This is a genomic window from Pseudonocardia xinjiangensis (assembly GCF_012911925.1).
Lineage (GTDB): Bacteria > Actinomycetota > Actinomycetes > Mycobacteriales > Pseudonocardiaceae > Pseudonocardia > Pseudonocardia xinjiangensis.
Map to the genome: position 1 here is coordinate 57,601 of NZ_JAAXKY010000012.1, position 23,506 is coordinate 81,106.

Consider the following 23,506-nt stretch of genomic DNA (forward strand, 5'->3'; position numbering starts at 1 on the left):
GGGGAGGCGGAGTCGGCCGGCGGCGAGCCGGCCGGCTCAGCGTCTCCGTACCGTCGACACGCGGCGGCGCACCGCGTCGAGGAGCGCGCCGATCGCGAGCCGCAGCGGGGACGGGCCGCGGCGCGCGGGTGCCTCCCGTCCGGCAGCGGCGGCGTCGACGGCCATGGCGAACTGCTCGAACAACCGCCTGCTGACGTCCCCGGCGAGCGCGCGCCCGAACTGCGCGATGCGGCCCGACAGGTAGAGGTCGGCGTCCGCGCGCAGGACGCTGCCGCCGCCCGGCGCCGGCTCGGCGCGCAGCCGGATGTCGGCCTGCGTCGCGCTGCCGCCCGCATCGGAACCCTGGCCGATCATCCGGAGCCGGTGTCCATCCGCGTCGCGCTCGACGATCTGGGCGAGCCCGGCGAACGAGAGCTTCACCGGCCCGAGCGCCACGCCGGCGGTGCCGCGGTACCGGTCGCCGCCCAGTGCCTCGGTGAGCGCGGCGCCGGGAAGGCAGGCGACCATGCGCTCGACGTCGTCGAGCACCGCCCACACGGCGTCGACGGGAGCGCCGAGCGCGCTGGTCACCTCGACCGTCGCGGACGGGGATCCGGCCGGGACGGTGAGATCGGCCCCGCCGTCGAGGCTGCTGTCGACGCCGCGCGTGCTCTCCCGAGCGCCGGCACCCGACTGCTCGGTGTGCCCCTGGCCGGACCCTCCGCTGCGCCCCATCAGCACGCGGGGCTCGCAGTTCAGCGGCGCGGGCACACCGCAGGGATGGGCGGCGGCGACGTCCGCCACGGCGGCCAGGATGCCGCGGTAGCCGGTGCAGCGGCACAGCACTCCCGACATCTGCTCGGGCAGGTCCTCACGCGTGACGGCGCCGGGCCCGGCCAGCAGGTCGTAGGAGCTCATGAGCATCCCCGGGGTGCAGAAGCCGCACTGGAGTGCGTGGTGCGCGGAGAACGCCTGCTGCAGCGGGTGCTGCTCCTCGGGCCTGCCGAGCCCTTCGACGGTGACGATCTCGGTTCCCTCGCACTGCACGGCGAACAGCAGGCACGCCCGCGCCGCTGAGCCGTCGACGAGGACGGTGCACATCCCGCACACCCCGTGCTCGCAGCCCAGATGGGTGCCGGTGAGGCCGACGTGCTCACGCAGCGCGTCGGCGAGGTGCATCCGCGGCGGCACGCGCACGGTGGCCTCGCTCCCGTTCACGCGGAACGTCACGGCCACCCGCTCCTGGGCAGGCACCCGCGCCCGGGCCCGCTCGGGCGGCCGCGCCGGGTTCCGGTTCGGCTCCCGGGTCGCCGGCTCCCGGCGGGGGGCGGCGTCGGCGGCGGTGCGGTGGGCACGGGCCAGCTCGCGGGCGGCCAGCACCGCCAGCAGCCGGCGGCGGTAGCCCGGGGAGCCGTGCGCGTCGCCCGCGGTGTCGACCATGTCGGCGGCGAGCCCGGCCGTCGCCTCGCGCAGGAGCCCCTCGGCCCCCTCGGTCGTCCGCACGAGGTCGGTGACGTCGCGGGTCACCGGCCGGTCGGACACCCCGAAGGCGGTGAGCCGGGCGGTGAGCACCGCGCCGTCCGGACCACGGCGGACCCGCGTGACCACCCCGGCCAGCGCGAAGTCGCCGTGCCGGCGCGCGATCTCGGCGAAACCGTGGCCCTCCCCCGCCCCCGCCACCGGGAACCGGGCCGCGACCAGCACCTCGTCGGGCGCCACCGTGGTGGTCATCGCGCCGGCGAAGAACTCTTCGGCCGCGACGGTGCGGCGGCCGCGGGGGCCGGCGACCTCCAGCTCGGCGTCGAGGCAGCAGGCCACCGCGGGGAGCTCCGCGGCCGGGTCGGCGTGGGCGAGGCTGCCGCACACGGTGCCGCGGCTGCGCAGCTCCCGGTGCCCGACGAAGGGCAGCGCCATCCCGAGCAGCGGCACGGCCCGGGCCTGGTCGGCGTGCTCCACGGCGCGCTGGCGGACCACAGCCCCCACGTGGAGGGCGCCGCCGTCGACGTCGAGCCGGTCGAGCCCGCGGGCCGCGGTGATGTCGACGAGCGTCGCGGGCCGGCCCAGGCGCATCGCGAGCACCGGCACCAGCGACTGGCCGCCGGCGAGCACCTTGGCGTCGTCGCCCGCGAGCTCGGCGAGCACGTCGTCGAGACTCCCCGGGCGCACGTAGGCGAAGGGTGCCGGTTTCATGAGCGCCTCACCGTCCGGTGAACTCCGGCTTGCGCTTCTCGGTGAACGCGGCGACGCCCTCGGCGAAGTCGTGCGTGGCGCGCAGCATCGCGTAGGCCTTCCGCTCCAGCTCGATGCCGGTGTAGAGAGGCCCGTCGGCGCCCTTGTCGAGCACCTCCTTCGCCGTGCGCTGGGCCGCCGGTGAGAAGGCGGCCATCCGCGCCGCGAGCTCGTCGGCGGCCGCGTACAGCGCCTCCCGGTCGTCGTAGAGGCCGGCGACGATCCCCCAGTCCAGCGCCTGTGCGGCCTGGATCCGGGTGGCCGTCATGATGTGGAACTTCGCCCGCGACAGCCCGATCAGCCGGGCGAGCCGCTGGGTGCCGCCCGATCCCGGGATCATGCCGAGGTTCATCTCGGGCAGGGCGAACTGGCTGCGCGGGGTGGCGAGGCGGATGTCGCAGGACAACGCCATCTCCAGCCCGACGCCGAAGCAGTACCCGTCGACCGCGGCGATCACGGGTTTCGGGCTCCGCGCCGCTGCGGTGACGTTGTGGCCGAGATCGGTGAAGTCGATCGGGTCCACCTCCATGAACCCCGCGATGTCACCGCCGGAGGTGAAGTGCTCACCGTCGGACCGCACCACGACCACCCGCACGTCCGGGTCGGCGTCGAGGACGGCGAACCGCTCCGCCACGAGCTGGCGCATCTCCCACGTGATCACGGTGTAGGGCCCGTTGGAGAGCGTCAGGTACGCGACGCGCCCGTCGTGCCCGCGCTCCAGCAGGACCTCTCCGCCGGTCAACGCCATGGTGGGTTCTCCTTCTCGTTCTTCTCCAACAGCTGGTGCAGCACCTCGCCGTGCAACGGCAGCCGGGTGATCCCGACGCCGGACGGCGCGAGCGCGTCGGCCACGGCGTTGGCGAACGCGACCGGGAAGCTCATCGAGGACCCCTCACCACACCCCTTCGCCCCGAGCGGGGTGAGAGGTGAGGGGCTGACAACGTGGTCGGTGCGCAGGTCGTAGCCGGTCTCGGCGCTGGTGGGGCAGAGGTAGTCGAGGAAGGTCGCCGACGTCGGCTGCCCGGATGGGGCGTAGGTGAACTCCTCGTACGCGGCGCCGCCGAGGGCGTGCACCAGCGCGCCGTGCACCTGGCCGTCGAGGAGCTGCTGGTTGAGCACGGTCCCGGCGTCGTGGACGGAGGAGACACGGTCGATCGCGATCTCCAGGGTGTCCGGGTCGATCCGCACGGCGACGATCTCGGCGACGAACCCGTAGCAGAGCGAGGAGTTGATCCGGTCGTCCCGGGTGGCCGCGCTGGTCTCCCGGGGGGCGAACGCCGCCTCCTCGTAGAGCCGTGCGGAGGTGCCGGGCGGCAGCGACGCCGGGTCCCAGTGCACCACCCCCGCGGCGTGCCGGAACAGCACGCTCGGGCCGGAGGGGTGCGCGACGGTGCCGTCCACGAGACGCAGCTCGTCGGCGGGCACGTCGAGCATCACCGACGCCGCGGCGCGCAACGTCGCCGCGATCCGGTCGGCCGCCTGCACCACCGCGCTGGTGACGAGCGGCGCGAAGCGCGACGAGTAGCTCCCCGACGTCACCGTCCACGGCGTGGTGGCGGTGTCCATGTCGACGACCACGCGTACCTGCTCGACGGGCAGCCCGAGCCGGTCGGCGGCCACCTGGCGCGCGACGGTGGCGTGGCCCTGCCCCTGGGGCACCGAGCCGAGCAGCACCGTGACGATCCCCTGCACGTCCACGGAGATCCGCACGTGCTCGGTGGACCCGGACTTGTCCCGGCCCGGCCTGCGTTGCTCGGCGGGGGTGGCGAGCCCGACGTAGCCGATGTTCGTGCCGGAGGGATCGACGACGAGCCCGACGCCGATGCCGTAGTGCACCCCCTCGGCCCGGGCTGCGGCCTGCCGTTCCCGCAGTTCGCCGAGGTCGGCGCTGCGGACGGCGAGGTCGAGGGCGGCTGCGTAGTCACCGGAGTCGTAGCAGCCGCCGGTGGGCGTCTCGTACGGGAAGGCCTCGACGAGGTTGCGGCGCCGGACCTCCACGACGTCGAGCCCGGTCGCGTCGGCCACGGCGTCCATCAGCCGTTCCAGGCCGAAGTACAGCTGCTGGCCGCCGAAGCCGCGGTTGAGCCCGGTCGGCATCGAGTTGGTGACCACCGCGCGCGCCCTGATCTCGACCGCCGCGATCCGGTACGGCCCGGTGATGTTGCCGTAGCAGCGGTAGAGCGTGGACGGCTCCGGCGGGCGCAGGTAGGCGCCCACGTTGTCGACCAGGTCGACCCGCAGCGCCGTCACCTCACCGGACGCGGTCACGGCCGCCGCGAAGCGCATCACGCGGTCCGCGCCCGACGAGCTGGCCAGCAGGTGCTCGACGCGGTCCTCGGTCCAGCGCACCGGCGTGCCCGAGTGCTTCGAGGCCAGCGCCATCAGCACCACGTAGGGGTAGATCCCGGCCTTGATGCCGAAGCTGCCCCCGATGTCGGCCGGGACGTGCAGCCGCACCGCCGACGTCGGGAGGCCCAGCGCGCCTGCCATCACCGGGACCATGGTGAACGGCCCGTGGAAGTTGGCCCACGCCTCGACGCCGGGCCCGCTGTCGGTGCGCTGCCAGTTCGCGATGACGCTGTAGCACTCCATCGGCACCGACGAGTAGCGCGGGAAGTCGTACTCGCCCTCCACCACGTGCCCGCCGTCGCGCTCGGCGGCGGCGAACGCGTCCTGCACCGGGCCGAACCGGAAGGTCCGGTCGGTCGCCACGTTCGAGCCCGCCTCCTCGTGCAGCAGCGGCGCGCCGGGCGCCAGCGCCGCGCGGGCACCGACCACCACGTCGAGCGGCTCGTAGTCCACCCGCACCAGCTCGGCGGCGTCCTCTGCGGTGAACCGGTCCGTGGCGACGACGACGGCGATCGGCTCCCCGACGAAGCGCACCTTGTCGACCCCGGTCGGGTAGTAGGGCATCGCGGTGCCGGTGGACAGGGGGAACGGCCGCAGCGCGGCGCGCACCTCGTCGGGCCCGACCACCGCCGCGACGCCGGGGTAGGACCGCGCCCGGGACAGATCGACGGATCGCAGCCGGGCGTGCGGCTGCGTCGAGCGCACCACCGCGGCCACGAGCGTGCCGGGCAGGGGGTCCATGTCGTCGAGGAACCGGCCCTGCCCCGCGACCAGCGGACCGTCCTCGATGCGCGCCGGTGCCCACCGGACCGCCGGCTCCGGGACCCCTTCTTCGATCACTGCCTCAGACATCGGCCAGCGCCTCGAACTCGCCGGCGACCAGCGTGCGCCGCAGGGTCTTGCCCACCCCGGAGCGGGGGATCGCCTCGACGGCGATGACCCGTTTCGGGCGCTTCAGCGACGGCAGCACCGCCCGGGCGTGGGCGACGGTCTCGGCAACCGCCGTGGCGGGGACGATCCCCTGCGCCGGCACCACGAACGCCGTGACCGCGTGCCCCCACCGCTCGTCGGGGAGGCCGACCACGCACACGTCGACAACGGCGGCACAGCGCGCGAGCGCCGCCTCGATCTCGTCGGGGTAGATGTTCTCGCCGCCTGAGTTGATCATGTCGTCGACCCGGCCGGACACCCAGAGGTCGCCGTCGTGGTCGGTGGTCGCCAGGTCGCCGGTGTAGTACCAGCCGTCCCGGATCGCCTTTTCGTCCGCGTCGGGCCGGTGCCAGTACCCCGCGAACGCCTCCGGGCTCCCCATCGAGACGATCACCTGCCCCTGCTCCCCCGGTCCGACCAGCGCGTCCGGCGGCGCGCCGACCTCCGGGGCGACCAGCCGGACCTGCGAGAAGATCCCGGCGCGGCCGGCCGAGCCGGGCTTCGCGGCCACGTCCGGCCCGACGGTGAACGTGTAGATCTCGGTGCTGCCGAAGTGGTTGACGAACGCCGTGGGCGCCACGGCCGCCACGAGCTGCTCGGCCAGCGTGGGTGTCATCGCCGCGCCCGCGTAGCTGAGCCGGTCCAGGGTCGCCACCTCGCCGAGTCGCCCGCTGTGCAGCAGCGACCAGTAGATCGTGGGCACGAGGTACAGCGAGGTGACGTTCTCCGCGCGCATCAGCTCCAGCGACGACTCCACGTCGAACTCGGGCTGGGCGACCCACGTCCCCCCGACGACGATGCTGGCCAGCAGGGTGCGCAGGCCCATGGTGTGGAACATCGGCATCACGCCGAGCACCACCTCGCCCTGGCGCTGCTGGGTCTGGATCGCGTGCGCCACGGCGGCGCTGTGCTCCGCCCGGTGGGTGCGCGGCACGCCTTTCGGCCGTCCGGTGGTGCCGGAGGTGTAGAGCATCACGCTCACCTCGCCCTCCGGGACGGGCGGCAGCGCCCCGTCCGGTTCGTCGGCGCCGCGGGCGTCGATCTCGGCCACGTCGCGGACGGGGACCCCACCCGCGACGCCGGCCGCCCGCTCCGCCGTGGCCGGGTCGGTGACCAGCAGCGTCGCGGCGGCGTCGCCGAGGCAGTACCCCAGCTCGTCGGGGCCGAACCGGGTGGACAGCGGCACCGACACCGCGCCGAGCTTCTGCGCGGCCAGGTGCAGGCTCGCCAGCGGCTCCCCGCCGGTGACCGAGAGGGCGACGCGGTCGCCGGGCCGCACGCCCTCGGCCTCCAGTGCCCTGGCGAGCTGGTTGGTGCGGGCGTCCCACTGCCGGTAGGTGAGGTGCCGCCCGGCTCCGCCGACCGCACGACGCCCGGGATGGCGCTGTGCCGCCCAACCCAGAGTGGTCGCCAGGTCCATGACCCTCCCTCATCACACGGTCTGTCTCGGACCGTACTGAGGAGATGTTCGCCCGGCAACCCCGACGGCCGCGCGGCGTCGTGGCGGACGTCCGGGGTCGGCTGCCGATGCCGCAGGCCGTCGCGGATGTCGCAAACGGTGCCGGAGGGACCCCGACCGGCAAGACCGGACGGTCCTACCCGGATGGTTCGCTAGGATCCGGACCGTGTCCACGGTCCGGCTGTCCCCGACGTCCTACGTCGTGCTGGGGATGATCGCGCTACGTGGGCCGTCCACGCCGTACGACCTCAAGCGGGCCGTGGGGCACTCGGTCGGCTACTTCTGGAACTTCCCCCACGCGCAGCTGTACTCCGAGCCGGAACGCCTCGCCGCCGCCGGGCTGCTCGCGCTGTCGGTCGAGGACAGCGGGCGGCGGCGCCGGACCTACTCCCTCACCGACAGCGGACGGGACGCGCTGCGGGCCTGGCTCGCCTCGCCCACCGACGAGCACTTCCAGATGCGCGACATCGCCGAGCTCAAGCTGTTCTTCAACGAGGTGGGCGAGCCGGGCAACGTCCCGACCCTGGCCACCGAGCAGATCAAGCAGCACCAGGAGCGCATCGCGGTCTACGAGGCGATGGTGGAGCGGTTCGGGGGCGATCCCGCGAGCCGCCCCCGGATGATCACCCTGGAGCTGGGTCTCGAGATGGAGTACGCCGCGCTACGGTTCTGGACGGCGCTCGTGGAGGGCGACCTCGACCGCCTGCGCCGGGCACGGGAGAGGTCGACCGCCACTCCGGGCGCCCCCACGTCGGAATGAAACGGGCTCCCGGAGGACTTACCCCACCATGGCGGGCATCACACGAGGATTCTTCGGGCGTCGCGGCGAACGCGACCCCCGGCTCCCCCCTGGCCAGTACGACGCGCGCGACCAGTGGCCGGTGCTGCACGCCGAAGCCACCCCGCGGATCTCCACCGACACCTGGACGTTCACCGTCGAGGGGTTGGTCGAGCACGAGGTGAGCTGGACGTGGGACGAGATCCACGCCCTCCCCCGCTCCCGCTACGACGGTGCCATCCATTGCGTCACCACCTGGTCCAAGTTCGACATGACCTTCGACGGCATCTCCGTCGACACCCTGCTCGAGGCGGCGCGCCCGCTGCCGAGCGCCACGCATGTGATGGCCGTGTCGCACACGGGCTACACCACGAACCTGCCGCTGGCCGACATCACCGACGGCAAGGCCTGGGTGGTCTGGGACGCCGATGGGTCTCCTCTGACCGTCGAGCACGGCGGTCCCGCGCGGCTGCTGGTGCCGCACCTGTACTTCTGGAAGAGCGCGAAGTGGGTGTCGGGCCTGCGCCTGATGGACCACGACGAACCGGGGTTCTGGGAGCGCAACGGCTACCACGACCGGGGCGACCCCTGGGCCGAGCAGCGCTACCAGGGCGACTGACGGCCCCTTCCCGGCAGGGACGACACGGGCGGGGCGGGGTGAGGCCGGACCGGGCGACCGGCCGCTGCATTCACCCTGCCCTCGAAATCAGATATCCAACGGATATGAATATCTCGCCGATATTGAAGCAAATTCGAAATACGTAACCCGCCCGTCGCGCCTCCGGCGGTCCGCTCGCCGCACGTCGCAGGAGCGGCCCATCCGGCCGACTCGCCGACTCACCTCATGGATCCTCACAGGCAGGTGTGCCTGCCACCGTCGATGTGAGTTTTTCGAAGTTTCCCCCTGCACCTTTGGCCGATCGACTGACCATTGTCGCCGACAAACACATCATTCCGGAGTGTCGCAGGCGAATGAGTTGCGCTAATCCGACCGGGTGCCCTACGGTGTCTTTCATCTTCTGACACCCCCCGGTCAAGATCCATTCTTCCATCCCCTGAACGGAGAGGGCATCCCCATGGGCACCCGCATGCAGTTCGTCGACGACGTCTCTGGCGAAGAAATCCCGGCAGAGGGTGCCCAGGTCACGTTCGCCTTCCAGGGCACGACCTACGAAATCGATCTCGGCGAGGAGAACCGTGCAGCGATCAGCGCCGATTTCGAGAAGTGGATCACGTTCGCCCGGATCGTCCGGCCCGGGCCGGTGGCCGCGCGGCGCAGGAACGGCGCAGGCAGGCCCACCTCCGCACCGGCCGGCACCGCCGGCAAGATCACGGCGGCGAACGACGAGAACGCCATGGCCCGTGCGTGGTTCAAGAGCACAGGCGGCGAGATCGGTATTCGCGGCCGTCTCCCCTCCCACGTGCTGGCCGGGTACCGGGAGGGCGTTGCACGAGGCCAGATCCCCGCCGAGTTCCTCGTGTCGGACTCCGCGGCCGCCGGGCCGGACCTCGAAGCCGACGAGCCCGCGGACGACACTCAGGCCACCGTCGGGGCGATGGCCTGACCGCACCTTCGGCCCTTCCCCGAACCCGTGCACGCGGATGGCGACCGGCGCCCGGCGCCGGCGCGTGACCAACCGCGCCGGCGCCCGAGTGCGCATATCAGCAACGAGCAAGACGCGCCGCTCAATGCACCGGCGCACCGCCGCGATCGCCCCCCACCCACGTCCGTTTCTCGATTCCGGCCGCATATTCGGCCACCACACCTCGACGGTGCGATAATCGACGAACCGAAATCCCCAGGCCGAGCGGTCCGGCCCCGACCGGCTCCGGGGATCTGCACCGCTGGTCGCAAGCGAGTGAACCTGTCACATCACACTTGACACTTCGGAAATGTGCGCGGACTCTCGGAGGCGACAAAGAGCCTCAAGGGGGATGATCGATGTGTATATCGTGATGCCACACCATTGTCACGCTTCCCGACTCACGGACGACAACCGTCGCGCAGGTCCGGCTGCGCCACCCCTCGACCGCAGCCGGTGGTCCTGAGGACCGCCGCCGCCTGGCTCTGGATCCACTCGCTCCTCACCGACGCGTACGCGTTCGCCTCCGACCACCCCGTCACCGTCCTGCTCGCACTGATCGTGGTGGGGGCGGCGTGGGCGATCCTCGCCGGTCGCCCGCCGTCGACCGGCCTCTGCGCCTGCGGACACACCGTGGCGACCCACGAGCACTACCGTCGCGGCAGCGAGTGCAGCGCGACGGGCTGCGGCTGTCCCCGGCTGCATGCGTAGAACGGCCGGGTCAGTCCTTGCTCTTCGCCGCATGACGGCCGCCGACGAAACCGGCGGGCACGAGCTTGACCGCCTCCGAGACACCGGTCGGCTTCCAGAGGCCGAAGTACGTCGACACGGCCACGATGAACGTGCCCAGTGCGGCGAACGCGGAGACCTGCCACTCGAACGCGTCGCCCGCCGCAACGGCCCTGCCCCACTCGGTGAGAACCGCCGTCGCGCCGGCCAGCGCCGCCAGCACCACGGCCCGGATCGCGTCCGAGGCCGCATAGCGGGTGACCGCGGCGACCACCACGGGCAGCACGATCCCGATCACCAGCGAGAGCAGCTGCGCAGTCCCGATCATCATTTCTGCCGACCTTCCTCCGGCAGCAGGCCTGCGAGGGTGGTCTTGATCTCCGCGAGCTTGGCTTCCATGCGCTTGACCCGCGCAAACGTCGACATGTTGTGCCCCCACTGGGTGTCCCGGTCAGGGCCCGGCCGGCCGGCCATGCCGTCGAGCACGGCGCACAGCTGCCGGTGCATGTCGGTCAACATGTTCCGTACGGACACCACGTGGCCGTACATGTTGTCCGGGTCGCCCATGTGGTGGACCCGGGAGTCGAGGCGCTTGACGAGCTCGGTGTGGATCTCGTCGATCTTGCGTTCGGTCTCAGCGGACATCTCATTACCTCCGATAACTGCCTGAGCTTTCGAAATCACATCCGGAATCTGTGCGATTCGCCGGTCTCCCGGACAAACCTTGCCGTTGGCGGCGGACCATAGTTCCCCGCCGGCGACCATGTAGGGCCGAACGCCCTGCCGGTGGTACCCGATGCCTCGCCGACCCGGCAGACTGTCCGGAATCAGCGCGCAGGGGATGTCGTACTCGACGCAGCACCGGGCGATGATCTCCGCCAAGGAGTCCATCTGCGCCTCGGTCCACGCCGGCACCTCAGCACCGTCGGCCGTGTCCCACCGGGGAAACTCCGGACCGATGTCGGCGGTCTCCACGGAGAGCACGTGATGGTTACCGTTCAGGTTCGCCTCGGCCACGTAGTCCGTGTCCTGCCACTGGAACACCCGACCATCACCACCGACTCCCCAGTGGGACTCGGTGCCGCCGTATCCGGACTGCCGGAAATAAGAATCGGTGCCGGCGAGGGTGCCGACCATCGTATGCAGGCAGATGATGTCGTGCCGAGACATCTTCGACTGCGTCTGTGGACCAAGGGGGCGCCAATCGCCCCAGCGCACGCTCATTCAGACCTCCCGTGTCGCGATATGGTGAGTGAGCAGAGCCGGCGGTGGTTCCAGCGTCACCCCGGCCTTCCCCGCCTCGATAATCGCGTAGACATCCCAGGTCGCATGTTCCATGACCATGATTCGATGAGCAGCAGCGTCCGTCTCGAGCGTCGAGACGCGCGACGCCAGGTACTCCACCTGCCGTGTCAGGTCAGCGACCCGGGCGTTCTCGGCGTCGTCCACCCGCTTCATCCGACCCAGGGCCCGGCCGCGACCGAGCCACCAGAAAACCGGCGCCAGTAACTCCCGCAGTTTCGCGCTGATCAGCACCAGCATGGTTATCGCGCTCAGCGCGAGCGTGAGATAAACCGTGAGGAGATTGCCACCGTCATCTGCCATGTCGATCAGCCGTCCGCTCGACGGGCCGGCCCTCGGCATTGCGCGCCACGGCCGAACCGGAGCACACGGCACGACCGCGGCGAGTCGTTCACGGCACGGCTTCGGCACTCGGCCCACCCGCCGACCGCCGACCGGTCACGAACGAAGGAGTCATCGAAGAAATCGAACGGGCGTACGTCATGCTGCCACCTCGCTAGGTCCCGCCAATACGGCCAGGGCACTCCACGGCGCCCGGCCGGCCACGCCTCGATATCAGCTCATCGGCGATCCGGCCGAGGCGGCCGCCAGTCACCCGGAATTATCTTCCAGGCCCGCCCGGTCCACTCTCGGATTTCGCCACTGGACAACAGGGCGCGCTCTCCCGCGATGAGCGAGATCGTGCCGAGTATCTCGTCGGTCTTCACAGGCGACAGCTTCGCGTGCGCCACGTCTAATCCTATGTGACAGTGCGGGCATGCGAAACGGGCCGCTCGAACCATTCCCCCGAGGGGAGCCCGGACCGGCTCACCCCGGTCGGCACCTCATTGGTCATCTGTTTCATGCTCGGGGGTCAACTCCTTGTCCGAGGTACCGATGACGGCACCGTAATAGACCGCGCGTCCCGCAGGCTGCGGCCCCGCTGCCGGTACCGAGTTTTCTCGCGCTGCCGCGGCGGTCGTGCGGGCAGCCCTGATCGTCCTGCTCGCCGGCGTAATCGGAGGGAGGCCCAGCGCCACGTTGATCTCGGCGAGCACGCTGCCGAGCCCGTTTCCGGCGTCCAGCACATCCCCGCACGTCGGCCCGTGGTTCGCCGGCCCGCCGTGCTCGGCCCGGTAGATCAGAAACGCCCGGAAAGCAGCACCGCCGGCCCCCTGCCCGTCCGGAACCAGGGCCTCACCGATCCTCCGGACCGCGGCCCAGCAATCCTCGTCGTCGCCGTTTACTTTCTCCATGACTGCCCCGTGGCCCCGTCAGGCCCGCACGGTGCCGTGCGGATGTTCGGCCCCGCCCTCGGGCAGAGCACGACTGCGGGGTTTCCAGATTTCGCCTGCCATGACGTTCTCCTGTCGTATCTGATGTGACACCGAGTACCTGAGTCGTAGATTCGGGGACCGGCCGATGTCCGGAGACAGCAACCGGTCGGAGATTATTCGGGCGGCCCGGCCATGTTATGGATACGCATGGCGTTGGCCATGATGTGCGTCGGCACGACGAGGACGACGAAGGATCTGCCGCAGCTCACGCACCGACCGTCGACGAGCATGCGATGGTTGTCGCCGTCCTGCTCGTTCGATTCGAGTATCGAGGCGAGGATGTATTTCAGTGCCTCGATGTACCAGTCCGCGACCGCCACGTCGCCGCGTTCCACACCGTGCTCGTCATCGAAGTTCTCTTCGGGATTATCATCGGGATTTTCGTCGGGACGGTCGGCACCGTATCCTGTTATGTGTGACGCCTCGTTCACGGCGGAACCCTGAGACCTTCGTCCGGAGTGGTCGGCCTGGCGACCAGCCAGGCCGGCGATGGCGGCGGATGGATACTACCGGGCATTTATTCGGCCTCGACTTCCGAAACGCGGTAGCGGACGTCACACTTACCGATATGGATAAACGTTGGACCCGACCCGTCCGACTCCCGACGACGGAGGGACCACCTACTCACAGACGCGCGGCCACTTCACCCTTAACCAGTTGTTCCACCCCTACCGCTGTCTCACCTGATTAGACGAACCTGCCACGACGTGCCATACTCTCTGTTATCGTCACCTGGTGGTGCAGGTCACCGGGAAGGGCGAGGCCCGCCGAAGGGCGGCTGCGTCCTCCGCTGACAGCCCTGTTTGATGTTGTTCATGCAGATCAGTTCGGAGGAACCATTGGTACACCCGGGCGGTGCTTGTGTCAAACAACACGGGACACCGATGATCACGGCGCGAATCCGTGATCATGGCCCTCACCAGCGCTTTCACGACCGCTATCACGCCAATGGTCATTCACGACGGATCACGGGCGGCCCGTAACCCGAGACGAAGGCTCGCGAACGGAGCAGCAGAAGATCATGACAACCTCGGAGATCGGCAACTTACTCACGCGGGCCGGTGTCGGCGGCCAGTACAGCTACCGGGACGCCGCGCGCCTCACCGGCCTGTCGCACGCGACGATAGAACGGTTACACAAGTCGGCTCACGTATCGTCGGACGGCTCGATGCGGGCGCCGCACCCGGCGACGATCGACGCCCTGTCCCGGCTACCCGGGCTGACCCTGTCGGAGCTGCGGTGGGCCATCCTCGTCGATCTCGGCTACCTCACGGATTATGCGGAACAGCAGGTCCGCGACCATCTGGGAGAATCCAGCAGGCGGCGGGTGCTGACGTTGGAGGAGATGGCGCAGGAGCTGGCCAAGCTCCCGTCACAGCAGCGCGACGCGGTTTATGCGATGGTCGAGGATATTCTCGGTTCCGTATGACGCCGGCGGATTATCGGAGGGAGCGCATATCGCCGTCGGCCGGATATTCGACGGTCCGGCAGCAGGGAGATGCTCGGCCCCGGGGTCGCGGTCGCTGCCGGCCCGACGGGCGCCGCCCGCCGGCGCGACGCCGTACAGTCTCCTGGGCGGTCGGGCCGACCACCCGAAGCCCGTCCAGCCCGGTCCTGGAGTGTCCATGCGACGTAACACGTACCCGCAACCGTTCAGGTCGGTGGCCCGGCGATGAGCCTCACCCCCGGTGACACCACCCACCGCCGGACCTTGCGCTGGCAGACGGCCCGCGTGCTCAGCGTCCGGGACGAGACGCCGCGGGCGCGCACGTTCCGCCTCGCACTGCCGGAACCGCGCCCCCACCTCGCCGGGCAGCACTACGTCCTGCGCCTCACCGCGCCCGACGGCTACACCGCATCGCGGTCCTACTCGGTGGCCTCCGCGCCCGACGGGTCCGGCGAGATCGAGCTGACGGTCGAGAGGCTGGAGGGTGGTGAGGTCTCCGAGTTCCTGCACGAGGTGGTGCAGCCGGGCGACGAGCTCGAGGTCCGCGGGCCGATCGGCGGCTTCTTCGTCTGGACGGGCGACACATCGGCACTGCTCGTCGGCGGCGGCTCCGGCGTGGTGCCGCTGATGGCCATGCTGCGCGAGGCCCGGGCCACCGGCCACTCCGATCTCGTGCGGCTCGTGGTGTCGGCCCGCTCACCGGGCGAGCTCTACTACGCCGACGAGCTGCCCGGACCGGAGACCGTGGTGGTCTACACCCGGCAGGCCCCACCGGGAGCGGGTCGCACGGCAGGCCGGATCGCCGTGGCCGACATCGCGCCGCTCGTACGCGGCGGCGAGGACGTCTACGTGTGCGGCTCCCCCGGCTTCGCCGACGCGGCCACCGGTGTGCTGCTCGAGGCCGGCGTGCCGGTGGAGCGCATCCGGGTGGAGCGGTTCGGGCCGTCCGGCTGACACCGGACGCGGCGGCGACCCGGGACGAACCGGTCACCATCGACATACTCGTCGATGATCGTTAGGTTGTCAGGACCAATAGTGGGCCCCGGCACCCCGATCGAAGCGAGGCAGCCAGCGCATGACCGGAACGACGACCGGGGCAGTCCCGACCAGCGCAACCACGACCGGCGCGGCCGCGGCGAACGGGCAGGCGACGACGGGCCCGGCGACCGTCCATCTGGTCCCGCACACCCACTGGGACCGAGAGTGGTACGAGCCGTTCCAGCGCTTCCGGCTCCGGCTGGTCGACCTGCTCGACGACGTCCTCGAGTGGGCCGAGGCGGACCCCCGCTTCCGCTTCACCCTCGACGGCCAGATGGCCGCGGTCGACGACTACCTCGAGGTGCGCCCCGAGAACCGGGACCGCATCGCGACGCTGGTGCGGCGCGGCCGGCTCGCGGTCGGCCCGTGGCAGATCCTGCTCGACGAGTTCCTGGTCTCCGGCGAGAACATCATCCGCAACCTGGAGCTGGGGCGGGCCCGGGCCGACGAGCTCGGTGCGGCGATGCCCGTCGGGTACCTGCCCGACGAGTTCGGGCACTGCGCTCAGATGCCGCAGATCCTCGCCTCCGCCGGCTTCGCCCACGCCTGCCTGTGGCGCGGCGTGCCCGCCTCCGTGGACGGTCACGCGTTCCGCTGGGTCGCACCGGACGGCAGCGCGGTGCGGGTGGAGTACCTGGTCGGGGGCTACGGCAACGCAGCGTCCCTCTTCGCCGACCCCGCCCTGTTCGCGCAGCGCGCGGTGGCGCTGGAGGCCGCACTGCGTCCGGTGTTCGGCACCGAGCCGGTGCTGGGCATGTACGGCACCGACCACTCGGCCCCGGTGCGCTCGCTGGTCGGCCTCGTGTCCGGGCTGGCGGAGGACGGCGCGCCGGTGCACATGGAGATCACCACCCTCGGCGACTACATCACCGCGCGGAACGCGGACGACGACCGCATCGCGGTCGTGCGGGGTGAGCTGCGCAGCCACGCGGCGGCCAACATCCTGCCCGGCGTGCTGTCGGTGCGCCCGCACCTGAAGCAGGCCATGGCCCGGGCCGAGCGGATGGTGGAGCGCTACGCCGAGCCGCTGGCCGCTCTGTGGTCGCCAACGTGGCCGCAGCGGTTCCTGGACATGGCCTGGTGGCGGCTCGTCGACGCGTCGGGGCACGACTCCGTCACCGGATGCGGTGTGGACGAGACCGCCGTTCAGGTGTTCGCCCGCATCTCCGAGGCCGAGCAGCTGGGCCAGGCCGTCCGCGACCGGGTGGTGGGCGGCATCGGACGCGGCGTCCCCCGGGACGCGGTCGTCGTGGTCAACCCGTCGGCGGCCGACCGCACCGACCTCGTGACGCTGGATCTGGAGGTGCCCGCCGAGTGGCCGGCGGTCGCGCTGCAGCATGCCGACGGCACCGTGGCACCCACGCAGGTCGAGAGCCGCACCCCGGCACTGCTGCACGAGGAGCGGATGGCCGCCGCGGCGCTCCCCACGTTCTTCCCGCGCATCCACGGCCGCGAGCTGTTCGGCCTCGAGATCGTCACGTGGGAGGTGCACGCCGGCGAGCGCGTCCTGGAGTTCGACCTCGCCCGCCACGGCGGCGCGGAGCCCTTCGACCCGGACGCCCTGCGCGCCGCCGTCGCCGCCGCGGCCGTCGACGGGACCTGGGCGGTCCGGCTGCGCGCGCGGGAGCGCCGGGTGCTCACCGGACCGGTGACCGTGCCCGCGCTGGGCTGGGCCTCGGTTCGCCCGGTGGCAGCCACCGGGGCAACAGCGCCGGTCCCGGAGCTCGTCCCGCATCCGGTGCAGGCGCAGGACCGCTGCCTCGACAACGGCCTCGTGCGCGTGGACGTGCGCGACGACGGCACGCTGCGGATCGCCGCGGCCGACGGCACCGTGCTCGACGGCGTCGGCCGGATCGTCGACGGTGCAGACCGCGGCGACACCTACAACTACGCGCCACCCGCCACGGACACCGTGCTCGACGCGCCGCGGACCGTCGAGGTCACGGCGCCGGACGGGGGACCGCTGCGCGCCGCGATCACCGTGGACCGCTCCTACTCCTGGCCCGCCGCGATGGACTGGGCGCACGACCGGCGCAGCGACGCGTGCGAACCGGCGAGCGTGTCGATGCGGGTGGAGCTGCGCGCGGGCGAGCCGTTCGTGCGCCTGGAGCTCGCGATCGACAACCGCAGCGCCGACCACCGCGTGCGCCTGCACGTGCCGCCGGCCCGACCGGCGTCGGCGTCGCACGCCGAGGGCCAGTTCGCGGTGGTGGAGCGGGGACTCACCGCGGAGGGCGGCGACGGTCTCGACGCCCGCTCGGCCGGCTCCGCACCCAGCGGTGAGCACCCGCTGCCGACGTTCCCGGCACACGGCTTCGTCGACGCAGGTGGGGCCGGGCTGCTGCTCACCCAGGCCTGCGAGTACGAGCTGGCCGACGGCGAGCTGGCCCTCACCGTCCTGCGCTGCACCGGACAGATCAGCCGCAACGTGCACCCGTACCGGGAGGAGCCCGCGGGCCCGCAGATCCCCACCCCGCAGGCGCAGATGATCGGCACCACCACCGTCGCGCTCGCGGTGCTCCCCCACGCCGGCACCTGGGTCGACGCCGACCTCGTCGGCGCGGGCGAGCGCTACCGGCACCCGCTGCACGCGGCCCCGGGAGAGGCAGACGTCACGGGTCCGCTGGAGAGCCACCGGGGCCTGGCCCTCGAGGGGGCGGCGCTCACGAGCGTGCGCCGCCGCGACGGCGGGCTCGAGGTGCGCATGGTGGCGCAGTCCCCCGAGCCGGCCACGGCGGCGCTCAGCGGCCCGTTCGCCGCCGCCCGCACCGTCGACCTGCGCGGCCGGACCACGCGGGAGCTGCCGGTGACCGCGGGGCGGCTGGAGCTGCCGCTGCGCCCCTGGGAGATCGCGACCGTCCGGATCGACGAGTCCACGGCGACGGGGAGCAAGTGATGGCCGGCCGCCCGCAGGTCGTCGTCGACCGGGCCAGCCCGGTACCCCTCTACTTCCAGGTCGCCCGCCAGCTCGAGCAGGCCATCGAGTCCGGTGAGCTGCCCCCGGGAGCGCGGCTGGACAACGAGATCGCACTCGCCGAGGAGCTGGGGCTCTCCCGGCCCACCATGCGCCAGGCGATCCAGTACCTCGTGGACAAGGGCCTGCTGGTGCGCAGGCGCGGGGTCGGCACGCACGTCGCCCGGGCCCGGGTGCGCCGCCCGGTGGGGCTCACCAGCCTGTTCGACGACCTGTCCGGCTCCGGCCGGCAACCGACGACCGCGGTCCTGTCCCACACCGTGCAGGCCGCGTCGGGCGTGGTCGCGGCGGCCCTGGAGGTGCCGGAGGGCACCGCGGTGCTGGCGTTGGAGCGGCTGCGCCGCACGCGGGGCGAGCCCCTCGCCATCCTGCGCAACCACCTGCGCGCCGACCTCGTCCAGCTCGACTCCGCGGTGCTCGAGGAGCGGGGCCTCTACGAGGTGCTGCGCGACGCCGGCGTCACGCTCGCCGCCGCGCAGCAGAGCATCGGCGCCCGCAAGGCGTCCGGGGCGGAGGCCCGGCTGCTCGACGAGCCGCGGGGCGCCCCGCTGCTCACCATGCGGCGCACGACGTTCGACGACCGGGGCGTCGTGGTGGAGTACGGCGACCACCTCTACCGCGCCTCCCGGTACTCGTTCGAAGTGGCACTCACCGGACGCTGAGCCTATATCCGGACGCTGAGCCGATATCCAACTGTCATCGACGAACCCGGATAAGTCATGACATAGTCCCGCTGATCATGTCGTCACGTACGCACAATGAGGTGGGCATGGCAGGCAGCAGAACGGCCCGGATCGCGCCGGCACTCGTGGCGGTGACCGCGCTCGCGCTCGCGGGCTGCGCAGGTGGCGGGACGGCGAGCGGGGGCGACCCCCAGCGCAACGCCGACGCCACGACGGTCTCCCTGACGATCGCGGCCAACGTGGCCCAGGGCGGCAAGAACGCCCAGGAGGCCGACTGGATCGTCGACTACGTCATCCCGCAGTTCACGAAGCGGATGGCCGACCAGGGCGTGCAGGCGACCGTCACCCTGCAGCCGTCGGGCGTCGACGACGAGCAGTACAAGACCAAGCTGTCGCTCGACATGCGCAGCGGCGGTGGCGCCGACATCGTCGCGCTCGACGGCATCTGGGTGGGTGAGTTCGCCCAGGCCGGCTACATCCAGCCGCTCGACCAGCTGGTCGGCCCGGCCGCGGGCAGCTGGGACGGCTGGGCCCAGATCCCCGACCCCGTCGAGCAGCTGGCGACGTTCGACGGGCAGCGCTATGGCGTCCCGTACGGCACCGACGGCCGGGTGCTGTTCTTCAACAAGGAGCTGTTCGCCCGGGCGGGGCTGCCTGCCGACTGGCAGCCCACCAGCTGGCAGGACGTGCTCGACGCGGGTGCGAAGCTCAAGCAGCTGCCCGGCGTCGACCCGATCCAGCTCAACGCCGGCACCGCGATGGGCGAGGCCACCACCATGCAGGGCGTGCTCCCCCTGCTGGCCGGGACCGGTGCGGCGCTCCACGCCGACGGCAAGTGGCTGGGCGACACCCAGCAGCTGCGGGACGCGCTCGGGCTCTACCAGTCGATCTACGGTGGCGCGCTCGGCGACCCCCAGCTGCAGCAGGAGGCGAAGGGCCGGGACAAGTCGTTCCAGGAGTTCGCGGCCGGTCGGATCGGCATCCTGCTGGAGAGCGACTACTTCTGGCGCGCGGTCGTGTCACCCACGGACGGCATCGCTCCGATGCCGAACCGGGACCAGGTGGTCGGCTACGCGAAGATCCCTGCCCAGCAGCCGGGCAAGGGCCTGGGCGGCCAGGACTTCGTGAGCATGTCCGGCGGTTCCGTGCGCGCGCTGAACCCCCACACCGAGTACCCCCAGCAGGCGTGGCAGCTGCTCCAGTTCATGAACTCGGCCGAGGCCGTGCGCGCCCAGCTGGGCACCGCGCGGATCACCCAGCGCGACGACGTCAACGCCGACGTGCTCGGCAACGACCCGATGCTCGGCTTCGTGGCCACCCAGGTGCTGCCCATCACCGCCTACCGGCCGGGCCTCGCGGAGTACCCGCAGGTGTCGCAGGCGCTGCAGGAGGCCACGGGGGCGGTCGTGGCGGGCACCGCGCCCGACCAGGCCGCGCAGGAGTACCGGACCGCTCTGGAGGGTGCGCTCGGTGGCGCTGACGACATCACCTCCGGCTGACCTCGCCCCCGCGCGGGAGGCCGCGACGGACGCCGCAGGCCTGGGACGGGTCCGCGCCTCGGCGTTCGTCGTGCCCGCGCTGGTGCTGATCGCGATCTTCCTGGTCTACCCCGCGCTGTGGACCCTCTACCTGGGGCTCACGAACTACCGGCTCACCGGCATCGCCGCGGCGCGGCCCCAGTTCGTCGGGCTCGACAACTACGTCAGGGCCCTGCGCGACCCCGAGTTCCTCAACTCGCTGTGGCTGACGCTGCTGTACGTGATCGGCTCGGCGGTGATCGGGCAGAGCATCCTCGGCTTCGTACTGGCCGCGACGTTGCGTACGGTCCCGCGGGTCGTGCGCGGCGTCGTCGAGGCGTTCGTGATGCTGGCCTGGATCCTGCCGAGCTCGGTGGTCGCGTTCCTCTGGATCGCGCTGCTGGACCGCGACAGCGGCACGGTCAACGCGCTGCTCGGCACGCCGGGCATGGCGTGGCTGCTCGAGTACCCGATGCTGTCGATCATCGTGTTCAACACGTGGCGCGGCACGGCCTTCTCGATGCTGCTGTTCAGCGCGGCTCTCAATGCCGTGCCGCCGTCCCAGCTCGAGACCGCGCGCATGGTGGGCGCGTCCGGGTGGCAGCAGCTGCGCGACGTGGTCTTCCCGCACATCCGCGGCCACGTCCTCACCAACCTGCTGCTGATCAGCCTCTGGACGTTCAACGACTTCGCCCCCTACCTCATCACGGCGGGCGGGCCGGACAACCGGTCGGAGATCCTCCCGGTCTTCGTCTACGAGTCGGCGATCTTCGACGGGCAGCTCGGGTTCGGCACCGCGATCTCGCTGCTCATGCTGCTGATCAACCTCGTGCTCGCGGTGGTCTACCTGCGCCTGCTGCGGGAGCGCCGGTCATGAGCCCGCGCGAGCTCGTCGGCCGGGTCGGCTTCTACGTGCTGATCGCCGTCATCACCGCGTTCATGGCCCTCCCGGTGCTGTGGCTGCTCCTCGCGCCGTTCGACCGCACGCCCACGCTCACGACCTCGCTCCCGGAGTGGACCTGGCAGAACTTCGCCGGGCTGCTCGACAACCCGTACGCGCTCGCGTCGCTCGGCAACTCCGTGCTGCTGGCGCTGGGCTCCATGGTGGTGGTGACGGTGCTCGGCGCGCTGGCCGCGTACGCGCTGTCCCGGGTGCGGATCCCGGGCCGGGACGGCCTGCTCTACGCGCTGCTGCTGCTCTCCTCGATCGTCACCGGCACGGCCGCGATGGTGCCGATCTTCCTGCTGATGTTCGAGCTGAACCTCATCGACTCTCAGCTCGGCGTGGTGCTCGTGCTGAGCGGGGGGCTGCTGCCGGCGGCGATCTTCATCCTCAAGGACTTCATGGACGCCACCCCGCGCTCCTACGAGGAGTCGGCGCGGGTGTTCGGCGCCGGGCCGCTGCAGATCCTGCGTGACATCGTGCTGCCGGTGGTGCGGCCCGGGATCGCCACGATCGCGGTATGGACGGTGGTGAACGTGTGGGGGAACTTCCTCACCCCGTTCATCCTGCTGCGCAGCCCGGACAAGTCCCCGGCCGCGGTGGTGCTCTACACCTTCTACACCGAGGGCGGCCAGGCCGACCTGGGGCTGATCTCGGCGTTCTCGTTGCTCTACTCGATCCCCGTCGTCGCGATGTACGTCTTCGTCAACCGGCGCTACGGGTTCCGCTTCCACGGAGGGATCAAGCGCTGATGGCCGACATCGAGCTGCGCCGGCTGGTCAAGGAGTACCCGGGCGGCGTCCGTGCCGTCGACGGCCTGGACCTCACCATCGCCGACGGCGAGTTCTTCGCCCTGCTCGGGCCGTCGGGCTGCGGGAAGACCACGCTGCTGCGCTCCATCGCCGGCCTGGAGACGGTGACGGGCGGCCACATCCTGATCGGCGGCCGCGACGTCACGGGCCTGGCACCGGGCGCCCGCGACATCGCGATGGTCTTCCAGGACTACGCGCTCTTCCCGCACATGACGGTGCGCGACAACATCGCCTACCCCCTGCGGATCCGGAAGATGGGCAGGCCGGAGCGCCACGCCAAGGCCGAGGAGACCGCCGAGGGCCTGAGCCTGGGCGGCCTGCTCGACCGGCGCCCCGGCCAGCTGTCGGGCGGCCAGCAGCAGCGGGCGGCACTGGCCAGGGCGGTGGCGTGCCACCCGAAGGTCTTCCTCTTCGACGAGCCGCTGTCCAATCTCGACGCCCGGCTGCGGCTGGAGGCCCGCACGTTCCTCAAGCGGCTGCAGCGCGACCTCGGTGTCACCACGGTCTTCGTCACCCACGACCAGGCCGAGGCACTGGCGATGAGCGACCGGATGGCCGTCATGGACGCCGGGCGGATCCGCCAGATCGGCACCCCCACCGAGGTGTTCCAGCGCCCGGCCAGCACGTTCGTGGCGAGCTTCATCGGGTCGACGCCGATGAACCTGCTCGACGCCGTGGCCGACCGCGACACCCTGCGGGTGGCGGGCACGACGCTGCCGCTGCCGGCGGCCGCAGGCCCGCACGTCCGCGACGGGGAGAAGCTCGTGTTCGCGGCACGTCCGGAGTACATGACCCTGCACCGCGAGGCCGAGCCGACCGGCATCGAGGGCGTGGTGGCCATCGTCGAGAACATGGGCGTGGGCTCGCTCGTCTCGCTGGAGGTGCCCGGCGGCGCCGACGGCGCACGCATCGTGCAGGTGACCGTGCCCGAGGGGCAGGAACCGGAGATCGGCTCGCGCGGGTGGGCGGTGGCCGCGCCCGAGCGGGTGCTGCTCTACCGGCACGACGACGGCGAGCTGGTGGGCAGCGAGCGGGCCGGCGCGGGCGAGCCCGTGCTGGCCGGCGCGGGGGACTGACCGTGGCACGGACGGTGCACCGCGGCCGCTGGAGCCTCGAGGACCGCGCCGAGAACTTCTACCAGGAGCTCCCGGTCGACGTCCCGGCCGGGGCGAGTGCCCTCGCCGTCCGGCTCGCGTTCGACCGCGGCGCGGGCGTGCTGGACCTGGGCTGCTTCTCCCCGGCGGGGTTCCGGGGCTGGTCCGGCGGGGCCCGCGACTCGTTCACGATCACCGCGGACCGGGCGACGCCCGGCTACCTGCCCGGGCCGCTCGACGCCGGCACCTGGCACGTCTGTCTCGGGCTGCACCGGGTACCGGTCGAGGGGCTCGCGTACGAGCTGGTGGTGGACACCAGCGCGGACGCCCCTCCCCCCGTGCCC

Annotated in this window: 21 protein-coding genes and 1 pseudogene; 13 read left to right on the forward strand and 9 right to left on the reverse strand. The window is 71.6% G+C overall.

Going from position 1 to position 23,506, the window contains the following annotated elements; all coding sequences use genetic code 11:
* Positions 1 to 36: 36 nt before the first annotated feature.
* Genes HF577_RS37945 through HF577_RS06430 form a run of 4 tightly spaced genes read right to left on the reverse strand, consistent with a single transcriptional unit; the run spans position 37 to position 6,907 of the window.
* Positions 37 to 2,169 carry an FAD binding domain-containing protein gene (locus HF577_RS37945; RefSeq protein ID WP_246265929.1) on the reverse strand — a complete coding sequence of 711 codons (2,133 nt, stop codon included), beginning with the start codon at positions 2,167 to 2,169 and terminating at the stop codon, positions 37 to 39.
* A 7-nt stretch (positions 2,170 to 2,176) separates the two neighbouring features.
* Complete coding sequence (locus HF577_RS06420; protein WP_169394809.1) at positions 2,177 to 2,956, reverse strand: enoyl-CoA hydratase/isomerase family protein; 780 nt, start codon at positions 2,954 to 2,956, stop codon at positions 2,177 to 2,179.
* Positions 2,947 to 5,409 (reverse strand): xanthine dehydrogenase family protein molybdopterin-binding subunit, encoded by a 2,463-nt coding sequence (locus tag HF577_RS06425; RefSeq protein WP_169394810.1) that lies wholly within the window; start codon positions 5,407 to 5,409, stop codon positions 2,947 to 2,949. Before HF577_RS06425 ends, HF577_RS06420 begins: the two co-directional genes overlap by 10 nt.
* Positions 5,402 to 6,907, reverse strand: coding sequence for a class I adenylate-forming enzyme family protein (locus HF577_RS06430; protein WP_169394811.1), 1,506 nt, complete (start codon positions 6,905 to 6,907; stop codon positions 5,402 to 5,404). Before HF577_RS06430 ends, HF577_RS06425 begins: the two co-directional genes overlap by 8 nt.
* Positions 6,908 to 7,112: 205 nt before the next feature.
* On the opposite strand from HF577_RS06430, the gene HF577_RS06435 reads away from it, so the two are divergent.
* From HF577_RS06435 to HF577_RS06450, 4 genes are all read left to right on the forward strand, one after another.
* Positions 7,113 to 7,706, forward strand: a complete 594-nt coding sequence (locus tag HF577_RS06435; protein ID WP_312858973.1) for a PadR family transcriptional regulator — start codon at positions 7,113 to 7,115, stop codon at positions 7,704 to 7,706.
* Between the two features lie 28 nt (positions 7,707 to 7,734).
* Positions 7,735 to 8,343, forward strand: coding sequence for a sulfite oxidase-like oxidoreductase (locus HF577_RS06440; RefSeq protein ID WP_169394812.1), 609 nt, complete (start codon positions 7,735 to 7,737; stop codon positions 8,341 to 8,343).
* Between the two features lie 457 nt (positions 8,344 to 8,800).
* A complete protein-coding gene (locus HF577_RS06445) occupies positions 8,801 to 9,289 on the forward strand; it encodes an Lsr2 dimerization domain-containing protein (protein WP_169394813.1) in 489 nt (162 codons plus the stop codon).
* A gap of 474 nt (positions 9,290 to 9,763) precedes the next feature.
* Positions 9,764 to 10,018, forward strand: a complete 255-nt coding sequence (locus tag HF577_RS06450) for a hypothetical protein (RefSeq protein ID WP_169394814.1) — start codon at positions 9,764 to 9,766, stop codon at positions 10,016 to 10,018.
* Positions 10,019 to 10,028: 10 nt separating this feature from the next.
* Here HF577_RS06450 and HF577_RS06455 read toward each other — a convergent pair whose 3' ends face one another.
* From HF577_RS06455 to HF577_RS06475, 5 genes are all read right to left on the reverse strand, one after another.
* Positions 10,029 to 10,367 carry a hypothetical protein gene (locus HF577_RS06455; RefSeq protein ID WP_169394815.1) on the reverse strand — a complete coding sequence of 113 codons (339 nt, stop codon included), beginning with the start codon at positions 10,365 to 10,367 and terminating at the stop codon, positions 10,029 to 10,031.
* Positions 10,364 to 11,260, reverse strand: a complete 897-nt coding sequence (locus tag HF577_RS06460) for a peptidoglycan recognition protein family protein (protein WP_169394816.1) — start codon at positions 11,258 to 11,260, stop codon at positions 10,364 to 10,366. Before HF577_RS06460 ends, HF577_RS06455 begins: the two co-directional genes overlap by 4 nt.
* Positions 11,261 to 11,641, reverse strand: a complete 381-nt coding sequence (locus tag HF577_RS06465; protein ID WP_169394817.1) for a hypothetical protein — start codon at positions 11,639 to 11,641, stop codon at positions 11,261 to 11,263.
* A gap of 521 nt (positions 11,642 to 12,162) precedes the next feature.
* Entirely contained in the window at positions 12,163 to 12,573 is a 411-nt protein-coding gene (locus tag HF577_RS06470) for a hypothetical protein (protein ID WP_169394818.1), read from the reverse strand.
* Between the two features lie 194 nt (positions 12,574 to 12,767).
* Positions 12,768 to 13,085, reverse strand: coding sequence for a hypothetical protein (locus HF577_RS06475; RefSeq protein WP_169394819.1), 318 nt, complete (start codon positions 13,083 to 13,085; stop codon positions 12,768 to 12,770).
* Between the two features lie 590 nt (positions 13,086 to 13,675).
* Here HF577_RS06475 and HF577_RS06480 point away from each other — a divergent pair.
* The 9 genes and pseudogenes from HF577_RS06480 to HF577_RS06520 form a co-directional block, all read left to right on the forward strand.
* The gene (locus tag HF577_RS06480; RefSeq protein WP_169394820.1) at positions 13,676 to 14,083 is read left to right on the forward strand and encodes a hypothetical protein; all 408 of its coding nucleotides are present in this window, start codon (positions 13,676 to 13,678) and stop codon (positions 14,081 to 14,083) included.
* Positions 14,084 to 14,326: 243 nt separating this feature from the next.
* Complete coding sequence (locus HF577_RS06485; RefSeq protein ID WP_169394821.1) at positions 14,327 to 15,055, forward strand: ferredoxin reductase; 729 nt, start codon at positions 14,327 to 14,329, stop codon at positions 15,053 to 15,055.
* A gap of 121 nt (positions 15,056 to 15,176) precedes the next feature.
* Positions 15,177 to 18,035, forward strand: a complete 2,859-nt coding sequence (locus HF577_RS06490; RefSeq protein ID WP_169394822.1) for a glycoside hydrolase family 38 N-terminal domain-containing protein — start codon at positions 15,177 to 15,179, stop codon at positions 18,033 to 18,035.
* The gene (locus HF577_RS06495) at positions 18,035 to 18,775 is read left to right on the forward strand and encodes a GntR family transcriptional regulator (RefSeq protein ID WP_169394823.1); all 741 of its coding nucleotides are present in this window, start codon (positions 18,035 to 18,037) and stop codon (positions 18,773 to 18,775) included. Before HF577_RS06490 ends, HF577_RS06495 begins: the two co-directional genes overlap by 1 nt.
* A gap of 107 nt (positions 18,776 to 18,882) precedes the next feature.
* Entirely contained in the window at positions 18,883 to 20,295 is a 1,413-nt protein-coding gene (locus HF577_RS06500; RefSeq protein WP_169394824.1) for an extracellular solute-binding protein, read from the forward strand.
* Positions 20,267 to 21,190 carry a carbohydrate ABC transporter permease gene (locus tag HF577_RS06505; RefSeq protein WP_169394825.1) on the forward strand — a complete coding sequence of 308 codons (924 nt, stop codon included), beginning with the start codon at positions 20,267 to 20,269 and terminating at the stop codon, positions 21,188 to 21,190. The genes HF577_RS06500 and HF577_RS06505 overlap by 29 nt, the downstream gene beginning before the upstream one ends.
* Complete coding sequence (locus HF577_RS06510; RefSeq protein ID WP_169394826.1) at positions 21,187 to 22,008, forward strand: carbohydrate ABC transporter permease; 822 nt, start codon at positions 21,187 to 21,189, stop codon at positions 22,006 to 22,008. The genes HF577_RS06505 and HF577_RS06510 overlap by 4 nt, the downstream gene beginning before the upstream one ends.
* On the forward strand, positions 22,008 to 23,144 hold the full coding sequence (locus HF577_RS06515) for an ABC transporter ATP-binding protein (RefSeq protein WP_169394827.1): 1,137 nt from the start codon (positions 22,008 to 22,010) through the stop codon (positions 23,142 to 23,144). The genes HF577_RS06510 and HF577_RS06515 overlap by 1 nt, the downstream gene beginning before the upstream one ends.
* A 2-nt stretch (positions 23,145 to 23,146) precedes the next feature.
* Positions 23,147 to 23,506, forward strand: a pseudogene (locus HF577_RS06520) (hypothetical protein); the annotation flags it as partial.